Origin of the sequence: Marinibacterium sp. SX1 (genome assembly GCF_050389775.1) — a bacterium.
Classification (GTDB): domain Bacteria; phylum Pseudomonadota; class Alphaproteobacteria; order Rhodobacterales; family Rhodobacteraceae; genus Marinibacterium.
The window spans coordinates 1,816,201-1,836,590 of the sequence record NZ_CP177144.1; the positions used below are offsets into that span (position 1 = coordinate 1,816,201).

The window sequence follows — 20,390 nt, forward strand, 5'->3', positions numbered from 1 at the left end:
TCCGGCCGTTCGCCGGCCAGATGCGCAGCCTTGGGCAAGGGCGCCAACCCGGTCAGACGGGTCATGTCGAGGGGCGTCAGAGCCCTTCGAAGTCGCAGAGGCAATGCACGTCCATGCCCAGCCCTTCCAGCTTGGTACGGCCGCCGAGTTCGGGCAGGTCGACCACGAAGGCACAGCCGATGATTTCGCCGCCCAGCCGTTCGACCAGCCGGATTCCGGCCGCGGCGGTGCCGCCGGTGGCCAGCAGGTCGTCGACCAGCAGGATCTTCTCGCCGGCCGTGATGGCATCGTCATGCAGCTCGACCACGGCCTCGCCGTATTCCAGCGTGTAATCTTCGGAGATTGTCGTCCCGGGCAGCTTGCCCTTCTTGCGCACCGGGACGAAACCCACGCTCAGCTGGTGGGCAATCGCCCCGCCCAGGATGAAGCCGCGGGCTTCGAGGCCGACAACCTTGTCGATCCGCATCCCGGCATAGGGATGCAGCATCTGGTCGATGGCCATGCGAAAGCCCCGGGGATCGGCGAAGAGCGTGGTGACGTCGCGGAACAGGATTCCCTCATGCGGGAAATCGACGATGGTCCGGATGTAATCCTTGACGGTCTTGTGGTCGGGCAAGTCCCGGCCTCCTCTGTCGGCTGCGCGACCCGAGGTGTGGCCCAAGGGCGGCGCCTTTGCAAGCGCCGCCTTTGATACTCAGTGCTTCTGGAAGAACCGGTAGAATTTTGCCGAAATCCACGACAGATGCGGCTTGTTCCAGTCCATCCGGTCTGTCGTCAGGATCTGCGACGCGGTCAGAAGAGACATTTGCGTTTCCTTTCCTTTATGTTAGTTCAGATGAACATCAGTTGCATATGCGGTGTATATACATTGCCTATGCGCAATGTCAAGGTAAGGACAAGACCTGTCGTGAACAAAAAAAACGAGAAAGCAGGCAAGAAGAACAGCCAGCTGGTCCTGCGCCTGGACAAGGATGAGCGGGATGCCTTTGTCGACCTGTGCAAGAAGCTCGACACCAGCGCCGCCCGCGAGATCCGCGGCTTCATCCGGGATTTCATGAAACAGAACGCCGACTGACCGGCCCCGGGAGGGGACGGGGCCGGGGGCAATCAGCGTGTCAGGACACCGGCCGACGCAGCACGGCCGTCATCAGCCCCATGCCCACCAGCGCCGCGCCGCCGGCCCGGGTCAGCCAGCCCAGCACCGCCGGCCGGGCAATGGCCAGGCGCAGCCGGTCGGCCAGCAGCGCATAGGCCAGGGTGTTCAGCCCGGCGAGGCCCACGAAGGTGGCGATCAGCACGCCGAATTGCGGGGCCAGTGGCGCCTGGGGCTGGATGAATTGCGGCACGAAGGCCACGAAGAACGCAATCGATTTGGGGTTCAGCGCGGTGACCATCGCCGCATGGCCAAAGACGCCCCGGGCCGTCACCTCGCGCCGGGGCACGGTCAGCCCTTCGGACGGGGCGCTGCGCAGCAGCTTGATGCCCATCCACACCAGGTAGGCCGCGCCCAGCCATTTCAGCACCGTGAACAGCGTGGCCGAGGCCATGACCAGCGCCCCCAGCCCCAGCACCGAGGCCGTCATCGCGATGAAATCGCCCGTGGCCACGCCCAGGGCGCAGGCCACGGCCACGCTGCGCCCCTTGGACAGGGCATAGCTGAGCACCAGCAGGACCGTCGGCCCGGGGATCAGCAGCAGCGCGGTCGAGGCCGCGACAAAGGTCAGCCACAGCTCGGGGCTCATGCCAGGACCCGGCCCGCCACGGCGTCCAGCTTGGCCACCAGCGCCGGGTCGCGCTTGTCGGGGGCCGTCAGCAGCGCGTATTCCAGCGCCCGGTCACAGCCATGCGGACAGGGCGCGCGCTCAAGGCCGAGGATGCCGGGCAGCGCCCGGATCAGCGACCGGGCCTTGTCGGCATTGCCCTTCAGCGTTTCGATGATCTGGGTCACGTCGACCTCGCCGTGGTCGGGATGCCAGCTGTCGTAATCGGTGATCATCGCCACGCTGGCGTAACAAAGCTCGGCCTCGCGGGCGAGCTTGGCCTCGGGCATGTTGGTCATGCCAATCACGTCGCAGCCCCAGCTGTCGCGGTACATTCTGGATTCCGCCAGGGTCGAGAATTGCGGGCCTTCCATGGCCAGGTAGGTGCCCCCGTCATGCATCATGATCGACGCATCCAGCCCGGCCGACATGCAGGCCGCCCGCAGCCGGTCGCAGGTCGGATGGGCCACGCTGACATGGGCCACGCAGCCTTCGCCGAAGAAGCTCTTTTCGCGGGCGAAGGTCCGGTCGATGAACTGGTCGACCATCACGAAATCGCCCGGAGCCATTTCCTCGCGGAACGATCCGCAGGCCGAGACCGAGATCACATCGGTCACGCCCAGCCGTTTCAGCGCGTCGATATTGGCCCGGTAAGGCACCGAGGACGGCCCGTGCACATGGCCGCGCCCGTGCCGGGGCAGGAAGCAGATCGGCATGCCGTCCAGCGTGCCCGTCAGGATCGCATCCGAAGGTCTGCCCCAGGGCGTGTCGACCTCGACCCATTCCTGGTCCTGCAACCCGTCGATATCATAAAGCCCCGATCCGCCGATCACCGCGATCTTGGTTGTGGTCATCTTTGCCTCAGCCATTCCTAAGTCATTGTCCGTTTGTCTGTCGCAAGCTAACACTTGGAACGGCGCTGACCACAGGAAATGGTTCGGTCGATGAGCTATGCGTGGGGCGCATGGCCGCTACCCATTTGGTCGCATGGAGTCACTCAGCCTCAGCGTGTAGGGTCCGCGCCAAACCTCACCCTCCCATTTCTTTCAGGAATTGCCATGCCCCGCGCCACCCTGGGCACGCTGACCACGCGTTTGACCCTTCCCGATCTTCGCCTGAACGGCGGGGACGACCTGACCCCGTCGCAGGTCCGCACCGATGTCCTGTCGGGCCTGACCGTCGCCCTGGCCCTGGTGCCCGAGGCCGTGGCCTTTGCCTTTGTCGCCGGCGTGCATCCGCTGGTCGGGCTGTATGCGGCCTTCATGGTCGGGCTGATCACCGCCGTCTTCGGCGGCCGGCCGGGCATGATCTCGGGGGCGACCGGCGCGCTGGCCGTGGTCATGGTGGCGCTGGTGGCCGAACACGGGGTCGAATACCTCTTTGCCACCGTCGTGCTGATGGGCCTGATCCAGATCTTCGCGGGCATCATGCAATGGGGCCGGTTCATCCGCCTGGTGCCGCATCCGGTGATGCTGGGCTTTGTCAACGGGCTGGCCATTGTCATCTTCCTGGCCCAGCTGACCCAGTTCAAGGTCCCGGGATCCGTGGAGATTTCCGGCCATGGCGGCGGCGGGGGCGAATGGCTGTCGGGCCTGCCGCTTTATACCATGCTGGCGCTGGTGGCCCTGACCATGGCCATCATCTGGGCCATGCCCAAGGTGACCAAGGCCATTCCCGCGCCGCTGGCGGGCATCGGCATCGTGGCCGTCCTGGTCATTGTCTTCGGCATCGACGTGCCGCGCGTGGGCGACATGGCCTCGATCGAGGGCGGGCTGCCGCCGTTCCACATTCCGGCCGTGCCGCTGACCTGGGAAACCCTGCAGATCATCCTGCCCTATTCGGTGATCCTGGCGGCCATCGGCCTGATCGAAAGCCTGCTGACCCTGAACCTGGTGTCGGAAATGACCGGCAAGCGGGGCGGGGCCAGCCAGGAATGCATCGCCCAGGGCCTGGCCAACACCGTGACCGGCTTCTTCGGGGGCATGGGCGGCTGTGCCATGATCGGCCAGTCGATGATCAACGTGAAATCGGGCGGGCGGACGCGAATCGCGGGGATCTGTGCGGCGCTCTTCCTGTTGCTCTTCATCCTCGTGGCCTCGCCGCTGATCGAACAGATCCCGCTGGCCGCGCTGGTGGGCGTGATGTTCATGGTCGTGATCGGCACCTTTGCCTGGAACTCGTTCCGCATCATGCGCCGGGTGCCGCTGATGGATGCCTTTGTCATCCTGCTGGTCACCGTGGTGACCGTGCTCGAAGACCTGGCCGTGGCGGTGGTCGTCGGGGTGATCGTGTCGGCCCTGGCCTATGCCTGGAACAATGCCAAGCGCATCCATGCCAAGAGCCACCGCACGCCGGAAGGGGCCAAGGTCTACCAGATCCAGGGCCCTCTGTTCTTCGGGTCGTCCGAAGGGTTCGTCGAGCTCTTTGATCCCAAGGCCGATCCGGCCGTCGTGGTGGTCGATTTCGCCGACAGCCGGGTGGTCGACCAATCGGCGCTGCAGGCGATCGAGGCGGTGGCGGCCAAGTACGAGGCCGAGGGCAAGGAAATCCAGCTGCGCCACCTCAGCCGCGATTGCCACCGGCTGCTGAAGAAGGCCGGCCACCTGGTGGTCGACAGCGATGACGACCCCGATTACGAGCTGGCCGTCAATTACTCGGTGCGCACGGGCATCCTGGGCGGTCACTGACCGGCCGCGCTCACGGCCCGGGGGTCCTGTCCCCAGGCGCCTCGGCCCTGTGAAATGTCTGTCACCCGCCGGCCCTGTCGGCGGGTGATTTCGTTTCCGCGCGATGATCCGGCCCGGGCGACCCCTGGTAGCCCGCGGTAGGATGGGTGACCCACCCGTGGGCCACCCATCCTACGACCGGCCCGCCTGGCCCGGCCGGCGGGCATCATGCCCCGGGTCGGATCAGTCGTCGGGCCGTTTCAGCGAGAAGACCTCGGTGATCCGCGCATAATCGCGGTAGCCCAGCCGGGTCAGGGGCTGGAACCGGGTGACGTCGAACGCCCCGTCGACCAGGCAATCGTCGCGCATGTGGATGCCGGTGACCTCGCCGAAGACGGCCTTGTTCGCCGCCCCGGGCAGGTCGACGATGCGGGTCAACTTGCATTCCAGCGCCGCCGGGGCGTCGGCCACCCGGTCGCAGGCAATCGTTTCGCAGGCGGCGGGGGCAATGCCGGCGGCCTCGAATTCATCCACCTCCCGAGCGAACCCGGCCGACGTGCGGTTCATCGCGTCGCGGGCGGCAAATTCGACGATGTTGACACAGAACACCCCGGTCTCGCGGATATTGGCCACGCTGTCCTTGGTGCCGTCCTGGTCGTCCTTGGCCGAGGTCGAGGCGAACATGACCTGGGGCGGCACATAGGCCACGGCGTTGAAGAAGGAATAGGGGGCCAGGTTGCGGATGCCCTGGCCGTCGCGGGTCGAGATCCAGCCGATCGGGCGGGGGGTGACGATGGCGTTGAACGGGTTGTGGGGCAGGCCGTGGCCGTCTTCGGGGCGATAGAACATGGGTCACTCCTCATGATTTGCTCCCGGGTTAGCCGCATGATAGGGCGAAGGCCACCCTTTCCGCCCAGAGCCCGGCCGCCGATCCCTTGCTGACCCTGACCCATGAACATCCCCACGATTGGTGGGAGGTCGAGGCGCTCTACGACCTCTGCTTTGCCCCGGGCCGGACGGCGCTGTCGTCCTATCGGCTGCGCGATGACGTGGCCCCCCTGACCGCGCTGTCGCGCATTGCCCGCGACGAGACCGGGGCCATGGCCGGGGCGATCCGGTTCTGGCCGGTCCATGTGGGCGGGGCGCCGGCGCTGCTCCTGGGCCCGGTGGCCGTGCACCCGACGCACCAGGGGGAAGGACTGGGCGCGATGCTGATCCAGGGCGGGTTGGATGCCGCCCGGGCCGGGGGCTGGGCCCGGGTGATGCTGGTGGGTGACGCGCCCTATTACGGCCGGTTCGGCTTTGAACGGCTGAGCGGTGTCGTGATGCCTCCGCCGACCAACCCCGACCGGGTGCTGGGCATCGCCTTGCAGCCCGACGGCTGGGCCGGCGTGCAAGGAGATGTCACGCGCTGGACCGGCGACGCCTGACCGGCGGGCGCCCGGCGGCCGGGCCTTGCCCATCGCGGGCCTCCTGCGCGACAGATATTGAAACGGCGGCCCTTTGTGACGATCTTTGGGCCATGGACAGCACCATGACCGACATCCTGCAGGTCGGCCCGGTCGATACCGAGGCCGAACTTGATCGCCTGGCCCGCCAGTACCGTTCGGCCAGTGGCCCGGGCCTGCGCCTGCTGAACATGGCTGGTTCGCAGGCCGATGCCCTGATCGACCGGCTGCCGTCAGGCATCCGCGACAACCTGGTCGATGCGACCGAAGCCGCCCTGCGCCTGTCGATGCGCGCGGCCAATGGCAGCCGGGCGGCGGTGCCCGACCAGAAGCGCTGGGTCAACACGGCCGTGGCCTCGGCCCTGGGGGCGGCGGGCGGCTTTGGCGGGGCGCCGACGGCGCTGATGGAACTGCCGGTCACCACGACGCTGCTGCTGCGCGCGATCCAGGGCGCGGCCCGGGCCGAGGGCTTTGACCCGGCGGCCGACAGCGTGACCTTCGATTGCATCCGCGTGTTGTCGGCGGCCGGCCCGCTGGAGGATGATGACGGCGCCGACCTGGGGTTCTATACCCTGCGCATGACCCTGACGGGCGGAGCGGTGCAGAAGATGATCTCTGCCGTGGCCCCGAGGCTGGCGCTGGTCATGGGCCAGAAGCTTGCCACCCAGATCGTGCCGGTCCTGGGCGCGGTGGCTGGGGCCACGACGAATTACATCTACGCGCGCTATTACCAGGACATTGCCCATGTCCATTTCGGCCTGCGCCGGCTGGCGATCGAGGCTGACATGCCACGCGAGATCCTGGTCGAACGCCTGCGCGAGCGGATGCGGCTGACCTGACCTGGCCGGACCTGAACGGCGGACTTGGATGGCCCTTGGTGGGGCAGGGCGGTGCCAAGGCTCGTTTTGCGGGCATCTCCCGGCCCGCCGGCCGGCCGCGTCGCCCAAGTCGCGGGATGCAAAGGCCCTTGTTCCGTTCGGCATCTGCGCAAAATTTAGCCGTGAACTGTCCGGGCCGGTCCTGTAGAACAGGGGGCGGGCAAGGGGGCCCGGTTTTTAAATGTTGGTAAAACAGATGCCGCTATTGGTGCGGCCGGAACGCAAGACGGACATGCGCACGCAATTTGCCGCGTTGTGCTACCGGGTCAAGGCAGACAGGCCGGAAGTGTTGTTGATCACCTCGCGCGGGACGGGGCGATGGATCGTGCCCAAGGGCTGGCCGGTGGCCGGCATGACCCCCGCGGCCTCGGCCGAGCGCGAGGCCTGGGAAGAGGCCGGCGTGCGCGGGCGGTTCCACGACATCTGCCTGGGGCTTTATTCCTACATCAAGATCGTCGAGGACGGGCCCGATCTGCCCTGCGCGGCGATGGTCTACCCGGTGCGAGTCAAGACCCTGGCACGCAGTTATCCCGAGCGCGGCCAGCGCAAGCGCAAGTGGTTTTCGCCCAAGAAAGCCGCCGAGCGGGTGGCTGAACCGGAGCTGGCGCGGATCCTGCTCGATTTCGACCCGGCGGCGCTGCCCTAGGCGGCTGGGCGTGGCGGGCGCGCATCTGCCGCCGCGACACGCATTGGGCCGGGCGGGCGGCGGCTTGATCTTGCCGCGTTAAGGAATATTTAATTCCCATCTGCTTTCGTGAGATCGGAATGATCCAGTATTCGCTGAAATGCGCCGCGGGCCATGCGTTCGACAGCTGGTTCCAGTCGGCAGATGCCTATGAAAAACTCGCCGGGGCGGGGATGGTCAGCTGTGCGATCTGTGGATCGAGCGAAGTGACCAAATCCATGATGGCCCCCAGAGTGCGGCCTTCGCGCAAGGCCGCGGCTGTGCCTCCGGGCGAAACCGGCCGTGGGGCCGGGGGAGCGGGCCATGACCAGGGCCATCCCGGGACCACGGTACGGGGCGGGGATCGGGGCGGCGCGCCGGGCCAACGGCCGGCCGGGGCGCCGGTTCGGGGCGATCTGCGGGCGCCGGGCAGCGACCTGGAAAAGGCCATGTCGGAGCTGCGCCGCCAGGTCGAGGAAAAGGCCGATTACGTGGGCATGGAATTCGCGACCGAAGCCCGGGCGATGCACAATGGCGACAGCCCCGAACGCCCGATCTATGGCGAGGCGCGGCTGGACGAGGCCCGCAAGCTGCTGGAAGACGGCGTGCCCGTCGCCCCGCTGCCTTTCCGGCCCACGCGCAAGACCAACTGATCCCCGGCCGGTGGGGCCGGCCGACAAGCCCTGCAGACACGCCCGGTGATCCCGTCCATGCTCCCACCCCGGCGACGTCGCGCGTGTGGTGCAGCCTGCGCGGGCCCGCCCCGCATGGCCGGGATCACCGCCCCCGCGCGGGCGCCTTCTTGCCCCCGGCTGAAAGCTGCCTTATGAGCATGCGGAATTCGCACTCTCAGCCCAAGGAATAACAGGCGCAATGTCCGTTCTGGTGATGAAATTCGGCGGTACCTCGGTGGCAAACCTGGACCGGATCCGCCGCGCCGCGAAACGGGTCGGGGTCGAGGTCGCCAAGGGCCACAACGTCATCGTCATCGTCTCGGCCATGGCCGGGCGCACCAACGAGCTGGTCGGCTGGGTCGAAGAGACCTCGCCGCTGTTCGACGCGCGGGAATATGATGCCGTGGTGTCCTCGGGCGAAAACGTCACCGCCGGCCTGATGGCGCTGACCCTGCAGGAAATGGGCGTTCCGGCGCGCAGCTGGCAGGGCTGGCAGGTGCCGTTGCAGACCTCGTCGGCGCATTCCTCGGCCCGCATCGAATCCATTCCCACCGACAACATCAACGCCAAGTTCGGCGAAGGCATGCAGGTGGCCGTGGTCGCGGGCTTTCAGGGCATCAGCCCCGAGGGCCGGATCACCACCCTGGGCCGGGGCGGAAGCGACACCACGGCCGTGGCCTTTGCCGCGGCGTTCGATGCCGTGCGCTGCGACATCTACACCGACGTGGACGGGGTCTATACGACCGATCCGCGCATCTGCGAGAAGGCCCGCAAGCTCGATCGCATCGCCTTCGAGGAAATGCTTGAGCTGGCCAGCCTGGGCGCCAAGGTGCTGCAGACCCGGTCGGTGGAACTGGCCATGCGCTTTGGCGTGCGCCTGCGGGTGCTGTCGAGCTTCGAGGAACAATCGGACAATGCCGGCACCCTGGTCTGTGCCGAGGAGGACATCATGGAATCCAACGTTGTGGCCGGTGTGGCCCATTCCCGCGACGAGGCCAAGCTGACGCTGATCTCGGTCGCCGACCGGCCGGGCATCGCCGCGCTGATCTTCTCGTCGCTCAGCGAGGCCGGGGTCAATGTGGACATGATCGTCCAGAACATCTCGGAAGAGGGGCGCACCGACATGACCTTCTCCTGCCCGACCAACCAGGTCGCGCGGGCGGAACAGGCGCTGGACAAGGCCAAGGAGGCCGAGATCCTGAATTACCGTGAGGTCATCGCCGATACCGGGGTGGCCAAGGTGTCGGTCGTGGGCATCGGCATGCGCAGCCATACCGGCGTTGCCGCGAAAATGTTCAAGGCGCTGTCGGACGAGGGCATCAACATCAAGGTGATCACGACGTCCGAGATCAAGATCTCGGTGCTGATCGACCGCAAGTACACCGAGCTGGCCGTGCAGTCGCTGCATGATGCCTTCGAGCTGGAAAAGGCGGTCTGAGCAGGGCCCGACGGGCGTGCCGACCATTGCAGGGCGTCCTTCGGGGCGCCCTTTTTCATGGACCCGGGCGGGGCGGAGCAGGGCCGGAAAAGGGCGGCGCCGGCCGGGGGATCAACTGGCGATTGCATATTTTCTCTTTTGCCTTCCGTGGTGTCTGTGGTCTAAGCGGTGGAACCGGACCCCGACGTCCGGGGTATCGAGGGGAGCATCGGTCGGTCGATGATCGAGCGCAGTGAGAGCGAAAGCCGCAAGCTGCTTGGCCGGCTGCGGGTTGCGATGGCCAGTGACGAGCCGGGCCAGGCCCGGCTTGACCGGATCACGCAGCTCATTGCCGACAGCATGCGGACCGAGGTCTGTTCGATCTACCTGTTCCGCGACGACGAAACCCTCGAACTTTGCGCGACCGAAGGGCTGAAGGCCGAGGCCGTGCACAAGACGCGGATGCGGCTGGGCGAAGGCCTGGTCGGGCGCGTCGGCCTGCGGGGCAAGGTGATCAACACGCCCGATGCGCCGTCGGAGAAGGGGTTTCGCTACATGCCCGAAACGGGGGAGGAGCGGTATTCGTCCTTCCTGGGCATCCCCGTCCAGCGGCTGGGCGAGATCATGGGCGTTCTGGTCGTGCAGAGCCGCGATGCGCGGGTCTATTCGGCCGACGAGGTCTATGCGCTGGAAGTGGTGGCCATGGTGCTGGCCGAGATGGCCGAGCTGGGCGCCTTTGTCGGCGAGGGCGCGGCCCTGGCCGCCCTGCACCAGCAGCCGGTGACCCTGCGTTCGACCACGGCCCAGGAAGGCGCGGCCGAAGGCCATGTCTGGCTGCACGAGCCGCGGGTGGTGGTGACCAACCCGATCGCCGAGGATCCCGACCGCGAGCGCGAGCGGCTGACCGATGCGGTGGACAAGCTGCGGGTCAGCGTGGACGAGATGCTGGCCCACACCGGGTCGGGCGACAGCGAGCAGCTGCAGGTGCTGGAAGCCTACCGGATGTTTGCCAATTCCCGGGGCTGGATGCGCCGGATGGAAGGCGACATCGCCAATGGCCTGTCGGCCGAGGCCGCGGTGGAAAAGGAACAATCCATGGCCCGGTCGCGCATGGCCGAGGTGCAGGATGCCTATCTGCGCGAACGGCTGGCCGATCTCGACGACCTGTCCAACCGGCTGCTGCGCATCCTGACCGGCCAGGGGGCCGAGACCGGGGCGTCGCTGCCCGTCGATCCGATCCTTGTGGCGCGCAACATCGGGCCGGGGGAATTGCTGGAATACGGCCGGCGGCTGAAGGGCATCGTGCTGGAGGAAGGGTCGGTCGGCAGCCATGCGGCGGTTGTCGCCCGGGCGCTGGCGATCCCGCTGGTCGTCCATGCCGAACGGATCACGACCGAGGCGCTGAACGGCGATCACATCCTGGTCGACGGTGACCAGGGCATCGTGCACCTGCGCCCCGAAGACGCGGTGGCCAAGTCGTTCCGCGACAAGATCGCCATGCAGGCCAAGGCCCAGGAGCGGTACGCCTCGATCCGCGACAAGCCGGCGGTGACGGCCTGTGGCCAGCGCATCGGGCTGAACATGAATGCCGGTCTGATGGCCGACCTGCCGTCGCTGGCCGGGTCGGGGGCCGAAGGCGTGGGCCTGTTCCGCACCGAGCTGCAATTCCTGATCCGCAACAAGATGCCCAAGCGCGAGGAGCTGGCCCAGACCTATGCCCGGGTGCTGGATGCGGCGCAGGGCAAGCCGGTGGTCTTCCGCACGCTCGACATCGGGTCGGACAAGGTGCTGCCCTACATGAAGCCCACCGACGAGCCCAACCCGGCGCTGGGGTGGCGGGCGATCCGGGTGGGGCTGGACAAGCCGGGCGTGCTGCGCATGCAGTTGCAGGCGCTGATCCGGGCGGCCAATGGCCGGCCGCTGACGATCATGTTCCCCTTCATTGCCCAGTTCGAGGAATACCGCTGTGCCCGTGGCGAGGTCGACAAGGCCATCGCCCGCGAGGAGCGGCTGGGCCACGTGCTGCCGGCCTCGCTGAAGGTCGGGGCGATGCTGGAAACCCCGTCGCTGGCCTTTGCGCCGCAGAAGTTCTTTGACGAGGTGGATTTCATCTCGATCGGGGGCAACGACCTGAAGCAGTTCTTCTTTGCGGCCGACCGCGAGAACGAGCGGGTGCGGCGGCGTTATGACACGCTGAACGTGTCGTTCCTGAGCCTGATCGAGCGGATCGTCGAACGGTGCCAGATCTCGGACACGCCGCTGAGCTTTTGCGGCGAGGATGCCGGGCGGCCGATCGAGGCGGTCTGTTTCGCGGCGATCGGTATCCGGTCGCTGTCGATGCGCCCGGCGTCGATCGGGCCGGTCAAGAGCCTGCTGATGCGGGCCGACCTGCCGGCGCTGCGCCGGCTGGTGTCGGATGCGCGCCACCGGGGGGAACAATCGGTGCGCCCGGCGATCATGGACTGGCTGCGCCAGCTCGACTGACACCCATCCATCGACCTGCAATTGTCGTTCCCGGCCGGGGCCTTGGGCGCCGCGGCCGGAGTTTGCGACGCGGTGCGGCTTGCCGCCCCTTGCGGGCCGTCGCGCGGGGCAGGGGGGGCATCAATCCCCGTGCTGTCCGGGCTTTCCCCACAAGGTTATCCACAGGATGTTCCCGCGCAGCGCCAAGCCAGCTTGCCCGGCGCCACAAATTTACCAAAATTTATCCACAGGCGCCGCGCCGGCCCGGGGAAAACCTGTCAAAGGCCCTTGCGGGCCTTGGCGGACCGGGCGCAGGGCGGTTGCGGGCCCGGACCGGGCGCGGGGTGGACATCCTGTGGACAAGCCCGTGACAACCGGGGGACAAGGCGGGACAGGACGCTGTTCAGGGTGGCTGGCCCGGGCTGTCAGCCGTCCCAGCGCTCTTCGTACTCCTCGATGATCTCGGCCATGCGCTCGGGCCCGAAGCTGGGATCATGGCCGCCGTGCACGATGCGCACGTCGAGCTGGCGCAGCTTGGCAAAGGTCTGGCGATAGGCCGGGATGCTCATGCCCGGGCCTTCGTAGATCAGCGGCCCGTCATAGATCGCATCCCCGCCGAAGAGCGTGCCGCTGGCCGGCTCCCACAGGCCGATGCCCCCCGGTGAATGGCCGGGCAGGTGCAGCACGTGGAACCGCCGGTCGCCCAGGTCGACGACATCACCTTCGTCCAAGAGCCCCGTCGCCGGCGCCCCGCGCAGGACATAGCTTTCGGGGTCGTAGCCGGCATGGGGCAGGGCATCGATCAGCAGCTCGCCGATGGGCGGATAGCCGGCATCGAGGAAGGTCTGCAGCAGCCGGTCGGGCATGTCGCGGCGAAACAGCGAGTTCAGCCCCGAGGGCGCGGCCATCTCCTCGGCTTCCAGCGGGTGGACCAGGCGGGTGGCAAATTCATGCACCCCGCCGATGTGGTCGATATGGGTATGCGACGACACACAGATGATGTCCTTGGCCGGATCGGGGCGCAGGGTGTCGAGGAAGGGCGCGAGGGGCGCGATGCCCATGCCGGTGTCCAGGATCATGTCGCGCTCGGCGCCTTCGACGAGGAACATGTTGGCCTGCTCCAGCACATGGACATGCGGTTCGAGGATCAGCGTCACGCCTTCGGCGATGCGGCTGGCGGTGAACCAGGTGTCGGCAACGGGCAGGGTCATGGGCGGTCTTTCCGGTCAGGGGTGGTCAGGTCCAGCAGGGCGCATGGTGTGGGCGCCGGTCAAGCGCCGGGCGCCGGCGGGCGGGCAAAAGCCGGGGCGGGCGGGGTGATCTGCCCAGCCCTGCGGCCCCGGGGAGAACGTCGGGGGCAGGGGGAAGGGCGCCAAGGGTGGTAATCTGCGGGTCCGGTCCGACAGGCCGGGGGTGGAAAGCTATTAACCAAGCAAAAGAATCAGAATAAGCAGCCCCAGAACCGAGCCAGTCGAGAGCCAGGTTGGATTGCTGTCCAGAAGGAGACACACCATGCGGCTTTCCATGCCGATCCGATCGGGCCTGACCGCCTGCGCCACCCTGGCCCTGCTGGCGGGCGGGGCCCTGGCCCAGGCGTCCTTTGTCGATCACCGGGGCAAGACCATCACCTTTGACAGCCCGCCCGAGCGGGTGGTGACCATCGTGCGCTCGGCGCCGATCCTCTACCGGGCGGTCGATGGCACGGCGGACCACGTGGCCGGGATGAACCGCGATTCCCTGACGCGCTATTTCACCTCGGGCCTGCTGGCCGAACTGTTGCCCGAGATGGCCGATATCCCGGCCAGTGCGGCCCAGGACGGTTTCGTGCCCAATGTCGAGGCCATCCTGGAACAGCAGCCCGACGCGGTGATCCAGTGGATCTATGACCCCGAGATCATCGAGCCGCTCGAACGGGTCGGGCTGACCGTCGTGGGCTGGGATTGCTGCACCGAACAGCACCGGCTGGATTACGTGACCCTGACCGGCTACATGACCGGGCGCAACGACCGGGCCCAGCAGATCCTGGGCCTGCAGGCCGAGGCACTGGACGGGCTGCGCGACAAGCTGGCCGATGTCGATGCCGGGGCCTGGCCGTCGGTTCTGCATGTCGACCAGCTGGGCGACCAGATCCGGGTGATCGCCAACGGGTCGCAGGACCTGTCGCTGAGCGGGGTGACCAACCCGGCGGCCGACGACAGCAACGAATGGTGGCGCACGATCGACCTGGAACAGCTGCTGGTCTGGGATCCCGACATGATCGTCATCCCGGCCTATGCGACCGAGCTGACCCCGCAGGATTTCCTGGATGACCCGGTGCTGGGCAGCCTCAAGGCCGTGGCCGCGGGCAAGGTCTACAAGCAGCCGGTCTTTGCCCGCACGCCGGATGCGCCCGAGATCTACCTGACCTCGGCCTGGCTGGCGGCGCTGGCCCATGGCGCGGATTTCGCGCCGGCCTTCCGCGAGGCGGTGACCGGGGCCTACGGGGTGATCTACGGGGTCGACATGTCGGACGCCCAGGTCGATGCGGCGCTTGAGACCGAGGCCAATGCCGGGGCCGCGGGCTATGACGCGCTGTTCGGTCCGGCCGGGGAATGACCGGCGGGACAAGAACGGGACCGGGCGCGCCAGCTGCGCCCGGTCTGGCCGGTCCGGCACCGGGGGCTGATGGCCCGGCCGCCCCGGGGGCCTCGCCAGGGACGGGGAGACCGGGCGGGCGGCAGGCGCTTGTGCTGCCCGGGCTGATCCTCGTGCTGGTGCTGGCCGTGCTCTGGTCGGTGACCATCGGGCGCTATGACCTGACCGTCGGCCAGGTTGCGGCGATCCTGGGCGACAACCTGGTTCCGGTGGCCGATCCGGGCTGGGCGCCGGTCCAGGAGGTGGTCGTCGAGCAGGTGCGCCTGCCGCGCATCCTGGCGGCTGTCATCCTGGGCTTTGGCCTGGCCGTGTCGGGCGCGGCCCTTCAGGGGCTGTTCCGCAACCCGCTTGTCGATCCGGGCATCATCGGCGTGACCTCGGGCGCAGGCTTTGGCGGCACGCTGGCCATCCTGCTGGGCATTGCCGGGTCCGGCCTGGTGGCCGTGGCCTTTGGGTTCGGCGTGGGGTCGATCCTGCTGGTCAAGTTCCTGGCCACCGTGCGCGGGCGGACCAGCATGCTGACGCTGGTGCTGGCCGGGGTCATCGTCTCGGCCTTTTTCTCGGCCGCCATATCCATTGCCAAGCTGCTGGCCGATCCGTTCCAGAAACTGCCGGCCATCACCTATTGGCTGATGGGCTCGATTGCCTCGACCGATTACGCCGACCTGCTGACCATCGGCCTGGCCGTGGGGCCGGCGGCGCTGGTGATCTACCTGCTGCGCTTCCAGATCAACATCCTGAGCCTGGGCGAGGAACGGGCCCGGGCCCTGGGCAGCCGGGTCGGGCTGGTGCAATGGATCGTGCTGCTGGCCACGGCGCTGATCTCGGCCGGGGTGGTGGCCACCTCGGGGATCATCGGCTGGGTCGGGCTGGTCATTCCCCATGTCGGCCGGGCGCTGGTCGGGGCCGATCACCGCCGGCTGCTGCCCGTCGCAGGGGTGATCGGGGCGATCTACCTGCTGCTGGTCGACAATGTCGCGCGCACGGCGACAACGGCCGAAATCCCGCTGGGCATCATCACCGCCCTGATTGGCGTGCCGGTCTTTGCCGTGATCCTGCGGCGCATCCATGCAAACGGAGGCTGGAGCGATGATTGAGGTCAGCGGGCTGAGCCTGCAACGCGGGTCGCGCAAGGTGCTCGACGGGCTGGGCTTTGCGCTGGCGCCGGGCCAGTGCATGGCCCTGCTGGGCGCCAATGGCGTGGGCAAGACCACCTTGCTGAGCGCGCTGAACGGCACGCTGGCCCCGGCCGGAGGCCGGCTGGCCCCGGCCGGAGGCCGGCTGGCCGTGGCCGGGCGGACCGCCCTGGTGCCGCAATTGTTCGAAGCGCCGTTTTCCTATTCGGCCTTCGACATCGCGCTGATGGGCCGGGCCCGCCACCTGGGCCTGTTCGGTGCGCCGGGCCGGCGCGATTTCGACATCGTGCGCCATTTCATGGACATGCTGGGCATTGCCGGGCTGGCCGACCGGCCGTTCAACGCCCTCAGCGGCGGTCAGCGCCAGCTGGTCATCATCGCCCAGGCGCTGGCCTCGGAATGCGACCTGCTGATCCTGGACGAACCCTGTGCCGCGCTGGATTACCGCAACCAGGACAAGGTGCTGGCCCTGCTGGCCCGGCTGCGCGCCGAACATGGGCTGACCATCGTCTTCTCGACCCACATGCCCCAGCATGCCGTCGAGGTGGCCAGCCACGTGCTGCTGCTGCAGGATGCCACGCACCATAGGTTCGGCCCGGTGGCCGAGGTGCTGACAGCCGCCAACCTGACCGCGCTTTACGGTCTGCCCATCGGCCGGGCCGGGTTTGACGGCAGCGACCGGCACACCTTTGCGCCGCTCTTCGGGGCGTATCCGGCACGAGGCGAAGGGGAGGCGGCCGATGCCTGATCTGACCCGCCCCCGGGGCATTGCCTATATCCATTGGGGCAACAGCTGGCAGCTGCGCAGCTTCCAGGATTTCGCCCATTGGATCGACGACCTGATCTATATCCACGACCTGCCCCGGGTGGATCTTTCGGCCTATCGCTGCGTGATCATGCCCGACGCGATGGATGCCGCCGCGCCCCGGTCGCACGCCGCCCAGCTGAACGCCTATCGGCGCGACGGCGGCATGCTGGTGGTCTTTCTGCAGGGCCATGCCGATTGGCTGGACGTGCCCGGGCTGCACTGGACGCCGGGCAATTGCCGCGACTGGCTGTGGTGGACCAAGGGCGAGCGGCTGGAAATCCACCTGGCCCAGCCGCCCCACCCGATGACCGCTTCGGTGCCGCTCAGCGCCATGAGCTGGCATTGGGGCGGCAGCTATGCCCTGCCCGAGGGCGCACGGTCGATCCTGGCGCTTGATGACGGGTCCGGCCACCTGATGCTGGACCGGCCCGAGCCGCAGGGCACCGGCCGGTTGCTGCTGGCCACGCTGGACCCCCATTCGCACAACGGCCAGCGGTTCATGCCGGCGACCACGGCCTTCCTGCAGGCCTTCTATCCCTGGCTCAACCGCGAGCTGGGCCTGGACCGGCCGCCGCGCAACCGGTTCACCTATCTGCAATGTTCCCATGTCCCCGGCGAATGGTACCCCGAGCGGCTCGACCGCGACCTGGCCGCCGCGGGGTTCCGCCCGGCCTTCCGCCCGCTCTATGACCTCGACGCGGCGATGCTGGAGCAGACCGATATCCTCTACCTGCCGTTCAGCCATGACGAATTCTTCCTGGAAAGCCGGCAGGATCTGTTGCTGGCCTACCTGGCCGGGGGCGGGTCGATGATCCTGTGTGCCGAGCCCTGCCGGTGCTGGCTGCCTTTCCTGTCGGCCTTCCGGGCGGTGCCCGCGCGGCCGTTCACCAATATCAAGGTGCGGTTGCGCGATGACCGGTTCGGCATTTTCGACGGGCTGGGCGCCGATTTCGACGGCTGGCAGGGGATCTTTGGCCAATACGCCCGGGGTTGGACCGATCCGCCGCCGGGGGCGCATTGGCTGACCGACGTGGGCGCCGAACATGACCCAAAACCCGCCGACTGGCTCTGGCGCTATCCCGCGCCGACGCATCGGGGTGGCTTTGTCTTCATGCACAACGGTGACAACATGACCCGCTATCCCGATCACGGCCCCCGGCGCGAAGGGCTGGTGCCGGCGGTGGCCGGGGCATTGCAGCGGCTGATGGAAGGCCGTGTGCTGGGGTGAGCGGCCCGGATCGGGGGAAATTTGTCGGTGACCGTCGTTTGTGTATGATTTCTTTAACGTTTTGCGAGATGCTTGCCTGAGGCTTGCGCTTTTATGGCGAGTCGCGGCGTTCGGGCGGGGCGGCCCGGCGCGAGGGATGACATGCCCCCGACAAAGGGGCCGGAGGATAGCGAAGATGCGGTGCCTTGCTGGGGTGCCTTTCGGGATGATCCGCCATGTGGCGGGTCTGGCCGGTGATGCGGCGATGGTCGTGGCGCGGATGATGGTGCTTGGCGTCGTGCTGGCCATGATGCTGGTTGGCCCTCCTGCGCTGGGCGCCGAGCTGGCCGAGGATGCCGGCGATGCGCCGGCCGGGCGGATCGCGTCGGGGATGGCCGATGATTTCCTGATGTCGGCGCCGTCCGCGTTGGACTTCGGCTGGGCGTTCCCGGCCGCCGGTCCGGGCTCCGCACCGGCGGCCCTTGCCGGCGATTACGGCTTTGGCGTGCTGACCCGGCCCGCCCGTGACACGCGGGCCAAGTCCGGGGGCACCCCGGGCGACGTGGGCGGAACCGGCTGGCTGTTGACCAATGACGCGCTGGGCGACCGCGCCGATCGCTGGCGCAGCGGGTCGTTCAACCTGTCGCATGCCTTCCGCATGGAAGACGCGCTGACCCGGCCCGCCGCCGACCCGATGTGGGAGCTGCGCTTTCAGGCCCAGGTCATCCAGCCCGACAACCTGACCCGGCTTGACCCCGATGACCGGCCCTATGCCGGGGTCGTGTCGCTGGGCCTGCATCGGCACAGCTTTCTCGGGGCCAATGACCTGGCCATCGGCGGGGACCTGGTCATGATCGGCCCGCGCACGGAAATGGACGACGTGCAAAGCGCCCTGCATGACGTGCTGGGCGGGCCGCAGGTGGCGCCCGAGATCCGTGCGAACCAGATCGGCAACCGCCTGCGGCCCACGGCCGTATTCGAATATGGCCGGCGGATCGTGCTGGGCGACAATGTCACTCTTCGGCCCTTCGCCGAAGCCAGGTTGGGCGATGAATCCCTGGCCCGGCTGGGCGCCGACCTGCTGATCGGCGTGCCCTGGGGCGGCTGGGACGACGGGCTGCCGGTGCGCGACAGCGTGACCGGCCATCGCTACGCGGTGGGGCCGGGCGGGGGATCGGGTCTTTCCCTGGTTCTGGGCGCCGATTCCGCGCGGGTGGCCGACAGCGTCTACCTGCCCGGCACGTCGCCCGGTGCCATCCTGGAAACCCGCCGCGACCGGTTGCGCGCCGGGGTGAATTACCGCCAGGGCGACATGGCCGTCTTTTATGGCATGACATGGCTCGGCCCCGAATTCACCGACCAGCCGGACCCCCAGGTGCTGGGCTCGCTGCAACTGCGGTTGCGTTTCTGAGGCCGAAATGTGGCGGTGCAGCCAATACTTGCTTAACAGGTTCAGCCTCTTCCGCTAGGTTCGGGCAAAAGAACAGAACCGAGGCAGACATACGGCTATGGGCACGGGCTTTCAGGGCACGTTTGTCATTTCATGGTCGCAGACGGAAGTGGACGGCCTGCGGTCCGCCCCGCTCGACGCATTGGATGTCGGCGCGGGATGGGCCTGGCACGGGGATCCCGTGCGCGTGGACGGGCCTGCGGACGGGCTGCGGATGGACAGGACAGGCGACGCGGCGGCGAACCGGCGATCGGCGGCAAGAACGGTGCGCCAGCTGGTCGGTGCCGCCCGGTCCGACCGTCGCGACATTGCCGCCATCGACGTCGACACGCCGCTGTTCGAGGCCGGGTTTGTCGTGTCGGACGGCAGCCGCAGCTTTTCGGTCACCCTGATCGAGGTGGGCGCCGGGGCGCCGCCGCTGCTGATGTTCCTTGACCAGATGCCGCCCCGGGGCACCGATCTGTGGGTCGTGCATCGCAATGCCGATGCCGGCCGGTCCCGCCTGCGCCGGGATGCGGCGGCAGGCGTCATCTGTTTCACCCATGGCACGCGCATCGATGCGCCCGACGGGCCGGTGCCGGTCGAACGGCTGCGCGAAGGCGACCGGGTGCTGACCCGCGACAACGGCCCGCAGGAGATCCTTTGGATCGGATCGCGCCGGATCAGCGGCGCGCGCATGTTCGCCATGCCCGAACTGCGGCCCATCCGCATCGACCCGGGAGCCCTGGGCATCGACCGGCCCGACGCCCCCCTGCGCGTGTCGCCCGATCACCGCCTGCTGATCCGCTCCCATGCGGCCCGGGCACTGTTCAATGCCGCCGAGGTCCTGGTGCCCGCGCGCGAGCTGGTCGACGGCCGGACGGTCGGCATCGACCTGGAGGCTCGCGAGGTGACCTATGTGCACCTGCTGCTGGCCGACCACCAGATCCTCTGGGCCAATGGCATCGAATCAGAGAGCTTTCACCCCGCCAGCGCCCGGTTGGATGCGCTCTCGGCGGGTGATCGGGCGCGGCTCCTGCGGCTGGATCCGCGGCTCGAGAAAGACCCGGTGCGCTACGGCGGGTATGCCCGGCGGGCGCTCAGCCCGTCCGAAGTGGCCATATTGATGCATGATGCGGCCTGACACTGGCCACCCGCCGCCCGGACGGGGCGGGGGGCAGATCGGCCCGGACCGTCATTTTGGAT

General features: G+C 67.9%; 19 protein-coding genes. 14 read left to right on the forward strand and 5 right to left on the reverse strand.

What is annotated here, in order from left to right:
* Nucleotides 1-76 precede the first annotated feature (76 nt).
* Nucleotides 77-616: an adenine phosphoribosyltransferase gene (locus ACK3BB_RS08005; RefSeq protein WP_428928194.1), complete on the reverse strand. Its 540-nt coding sequence runs from the start codon at nucleotides 614-616 to the stop codon at nucleotides 77-79.
* 291 nt (nucleotides 617-907) lie between these two features.
* Here ACK3BB_RS08005 and ACK3BB_RS08010 point away from each other — a divergent pair, with 291 nt between their 5' ends.
* Nucleotides 908-1,075 (forward strand): hypothetical protein, encoded by a 168-nt coding sequence (locus ACK3BB_RS08010; RefSeq protein WP_428928195.1) that lies wholly within the window; start codon nucleotides 908-910, stop codon nucleotides 1,073-1,075.
* Nucleotides 1,076-1,115: 40 nt separating this feature from the next.
* Here ACK3BB_RS08010 and ACK3BB_RS08015 read toward each other — a convergent pair whose 3' ends face one another.
* Both ACK3BB_RS08015 and ACK3BB_RS08020 read right to left on the reverse strand, forming a co-directional pair.
* Nucleotides 1,116-1,742 carry a LysE family translocator gene (locus ACK3BB_RS08015; RefSeq protein ID WP_428928196.1) on the reverse strand — a complete coding sequence of 209 codons (627 nt, stop codon included), beginning with the start codon at nucleotides 1,740-1,742 and terminating at the stop codon, nucleotides 1,116-1,118.
* The gene (locus tag ACK3BB_RS08020) at nucleotides 1,739-2,614 is read right to left on the reverse strand and encodes an S-methyl-5'-thioadenosine phosphorylase (RefSeq protein ID WP_428928197.1); all 876 of its coding nucleotides are present in this window, start codon (nucleotides 2,612-2,614) and stop codon (nucleotides 1,739-1,741) included. The genes ACK3BB_RS08015 and ACK3BB_RS08020 overlap by 4 nt, the downstream gene beginning before the upstream one ends.
* Nucleotides 2,615-2,818: 204 nt before the next feature.
* Here ACK3BB_RS08020 and ACK3BB_RS08025 point away from each other — a divergent pair, with 204 nt between their 5' ends.
* Nucleotides 2,819-4,447 carry a SulP family inorganic anion transporter gene (locus ACK3BB_RS08025; protein WP_428928198.1) on the forward strand — a complete coding sequence of 543 codons (1,629 nt, stop codon included), beginning with the start codon at nucleotides 2,819-2,821 and terminating at the stop codon, nucleotides 4,445-4,447.
* 222 nt (nucleotides 4,448-4,669) lie between these two features.
* Here ACK3BB_RS08025 and ACK3BB_RS08030 read toward each other — a convergent pair whose 3' ends face one another.
* Entirely contained in the window at nucleotides 4,670-5,275 is a 606-nt protein-coding gene (locus tag ACK3BB_RS08030; protein ID WP_428928199.1) for a flavin reductase family protein, read from the reverse strand.
* 86 nt (nucleotides 5,276-5,361) lie between these two features.
* Between ACK3BB_RS08030 and ACK3BB_RS08035 the strand changes: the two genes are divergently transcribed.
* The 6 genes from ACK3BB_RS08035 to ptsP all read left to right on the forward strand — a co-directional run bounded on the left by ACK3BB_RS08035 (nucleotide 5,362) and on the right by ptsP (nucleotide 11,991).
* On the forward strand, nucleotides 5,362-5,856 hold the full coding sequence (locus tag ACK3BB_RS08035; protein ID WP_428928200.1) for a GNAT family N-acetyltransferase: 495 nt from the start codon (nucleotides 5,362-5,364) through the stop codon (nucleotides 5,854-5,856).
* A gap of 104 nt (nucleotides 5,857-5,960) precedes the next feature.
* Nucleotides 5,961-6,713, forward strand: a complete 753-nt coding sequence (locus ACK3BB_RS08040) for an EcsC family protein (RefSeq protein WP_428928201.1) — start codon at nucleotides 5,961-5,963, stop codon at nucleotides 6,711-6,713.
* 235 nt (nucleotides 6,714-6,948) lie between these two features.
* Nucleotides 6,949-7,398: an NUDIX hydrolase gene (locus tag ACK3BB_RS08045; RefSeq protein WP_428928202.1), complete on the forward strand. Its 450-nt coding sequence runs from the start codon at nucleotides 6,949-6,951 to the stop codon at nucleotides 7,396-7,398.
* Between the two features lie 119 nt (nucleotides 7,399-7,517).
* The gene (locus ACK3BB_RS08050) at nucleotides 7,518-8,069 is read left to right on the forward strand and encodes a DUF1178 family protein (protein ID WP_428928203.1); all 552 of its coding nucleotides are present in this window, start codon (nucleotides 7,518-7,520) and stop codon (nucleotides 8,067-8,069) included.
* A gap of 220 nt (nucleotides 8,070-8,289) precedes the next feature.
* A complete protein-coding gene (locus tag ACK3BB_RS08055; protein ID WP_428928204.1) occupies nucleotides 8,290-9,528 on the forward strand; it encodes an aspartate kinase in 1,239 nt (412 codons plus the stop codon).
* A 219-nt stretch (nucleotides 9,529-9,747) separates the two neighbouring features.
* Nucleotides 9,748-11,991: a phosphoenolpyruvate--protein phosphotransferase gene (gene ptsP / locus ACK3BB_RS08060; protein WP_428928205.1), complete on the forward strand. Its 2,244-nt coding sequence runs from the start codon at nucleotides 9,748-9,750 to the stop codon at nucleotides 11,989-11,991.
* Nucleotides 11,992-12,395: 404 nt separating this feature from the next.
* Here the strand turns inward: ptsP and ACK3BB_RS08065 are convergent, their stop codons facing one another.
* Entirely contained in the window at nucleotides 12,396-13,181 is a 786-nt protein-coding gene (locus ACK3BB_RS08065; RefSeq protein ID WP_428928206.1) for an MBL fold metallo-hydrolase, read from the reverse strand.
* A gap of 301 nt (nucleotides 13,182-13,482) precedes the next feature.
* Between ACK3BB_RS08065 and ACK3BB_RS08070 the strand changes: the two genes are divergently transcribed.
* The 6 genes from ACK3BB_RS08070 to ACK3BB_RS08095 all read left to right on the forward strand — a co-directional run bounded on the left by ACK3BB_RS08070 (nucleotide 13,483) and on the right by ACK3BB_RS08095 (nucleotide 20,328).
* The gene (locus tag ACK3BB_RS08070) at nucleotides 13,483-14,565 is read left to right on the forward strand and encodes an ABC transporter substrate-binding protein (protein ID WP_428928207.1); all 1,083 of its coding nucleotides are present in this window, start codon (nucleotides 13,483-13,485) and stop codon (nucleotides 14,563-14,565) included.
* Nucleotides 14,566-14,696: 131 nt separating this feature from the next.
* The gene (locus ACK3BB_RS08075; RefSeq protein ID WP_428928208.1) at nucleotides 14,697-15,701 is read left to right on the forward strand and encodes a FecCD family ABC transporter permease; all 1,005 of its coding nucleotides are present in this window, start codon (nucleotides 14,697-14,699) and stop codon (nucleotides 15,699-15,701) included.
* Nucleotides 15,694-16,488, forward strand: a complete 795-nt coding sequence (locus ACK3BB_RS08080; protein ID WP_428928209.1) for an ABC transporter ATP-binding protein — start codon at nucleotides 15,694-15,696, stop codon at nucleotides 16,486-16,488. Before ACK3BB_RS08075 ends, ACK3BB_RS08080 begins: the two co-directional genes overlap by 8 nt.
* A complete protein-coding gene (locus ACK3BB_RS08085) occupies nucleotides 16,481-17,776 on the forward strand; it encodes a hypothetical protein (RefSeq protein WP_428928210.1) in 1,296 nt (431 codons plus the stop codon). The genes ACK3BB_RS08080 and ACK3BB_RS08085 overlap by 8 nt, the downstream gene beginning before the upstream one ends.
* A gap of 175 nt (nucleotides 17,777-17,951) precedes the next feature.
* Entirely contained in the window at nucleotides 17,952-19,166 is a 1,215-nt protein-coding gene (locus ACK3BB_RS08090; RefSeq protein ID WP_428928211.1) for a lipid A-modifier LpxR family protein, read from the forward strand.
* A gap of 97 nt (nucleotides 19,167-19,263) precedes the next feature.
* Nucleotides 19,264-20,328 (forward strand): Hint domain-containing protein, encoded by a 1,065-nt coding sequence (locus ACK3BB_RS08095; protein WP_428928212.1) that lies wholly within the window; start codon nucleotides 19,264-19,266, stop codon nucleotides 20,326-20,328.
* The last annotated feature ends 62 nt before the right edge of the window (nucleotides 20,329-20,390 follow it).

What these genes read in the sequence shown, in the direction of transcription:
- ACK3BB_RS08015 (WP_428928196.1), bottom strand. Translation starts at nt 1,742, where the DNA reads ATGAGCCCCGAGCTGTGGCTGACCTTTGTCGCGGCCTCGACCGCGCTG.
- ACK3BB_RS08020 (WP_428928197.1), bottom strand. Translation starts at nt 2,614, where the DNA reads ATGACCACAACCAAGATCGCGGTGATCGGCGGATCGGGGCTTTATGAT.
- ACK3BB_RS08025 (WP_428928198.1), top strand. Translation starts at nt 2,819, where the DNA reads ATGCCCCGCGCCACCCTGGGCACGCTGACCACGCGTTTGACCCTTCCC.
- ACK3BB_RS08030 (WP_428928199.1), bottom strand. Translation starts at nt 5,275, where the DNA reads ATGTTCTATCGCCCCGAAGACGGCCACGGCCTGCCCCACAACCCGTTC.
- ACK3BB_RS08040 (WP_428928201.1), top strand. Translation starts at nt 5,961, where the DNA reads ATGACCGACATCCTGCAGGTCGGCCCGGTCGATACCGAGGCCGAACTT.
- ACK3BB_RS08045 (WP_428928202.1), top strand. Translation starts at nt 6,949, where the DNA reads ATGCCGCTATTGGTGCGGCCGGAACGCAAGACGGACATGCGCACGCAA.
- ACK3BB_RS08050 (WP_428928203.1), top strand. Translation starts at nt 7,518, where the DNA reads ATGATCCAGTATTCGCTGAAATGCGCCGCGGGCCATGCGTTCGACAGC.
- ACK3BB_RS08055 (WP_428928204.1), top strand. Translation starts at nt 8,290, where the DNA reads ATGTCCGTTCTGGTGATGAAATTCGGCGGTACCTCGGTGGCAAACCTG.
- ptsP (WP_428928205.1), top strand. Translation starts at nt 9,748, where the DNA reads ATGATCGAGCGCAGTGAGAGCGAAAGCCGCAAGCTGCTTGGCCGGCTG.
- ACK3BB_RS08065 (WP_428928206.1), bottom strand. Translation starts at nt 13,181, where the DNA reads ATGACCCTGCCCGTTGCCGACACCTGGTTCACCGCCAGCCGCATCGCC.
- ACK3BB_RS08070 (WP_428928207.1), top strand. Translation starts at nt 13,483, where the DNA reads ATGCGGCTTTCCATGCCGATCCGATCGGGCCTGACCGCCTGCGCCACC.
- ACK3BB_RS08080 (WP_428928209.1), top strand. Translation starts at nt 15,694, where the DNA reads ATGATTGAGGTCAGCGGGCTGAGCCTGCAACGCGGGTCGCGCAAGGTG.
- ACK3BB_RS08085 (WP_428928210.1), top strand. Translation starts at nt 16,481, where the DNA reads ATGCCTGATCTGACCCGCCCCCGGGGCATTGCCTATATCCATTGGGGC.
- ACK3BB_RS08090 (WP_428928211.1), top strand. Translation starts at nt 17,952, where the DNA reads ATGCGGTGCCTTGCTGGGGTGCCTTTCGGGATGATCCGCCATGTGGCG.
- ACK3BB_RS08095 (WP_428928212.1), top strand. Translation starts at nt 19,264, where the DNA reads ATGGGCACGGGCTTTCAGGGCACGTTTGTCATTTCATGGTCGCAGACG.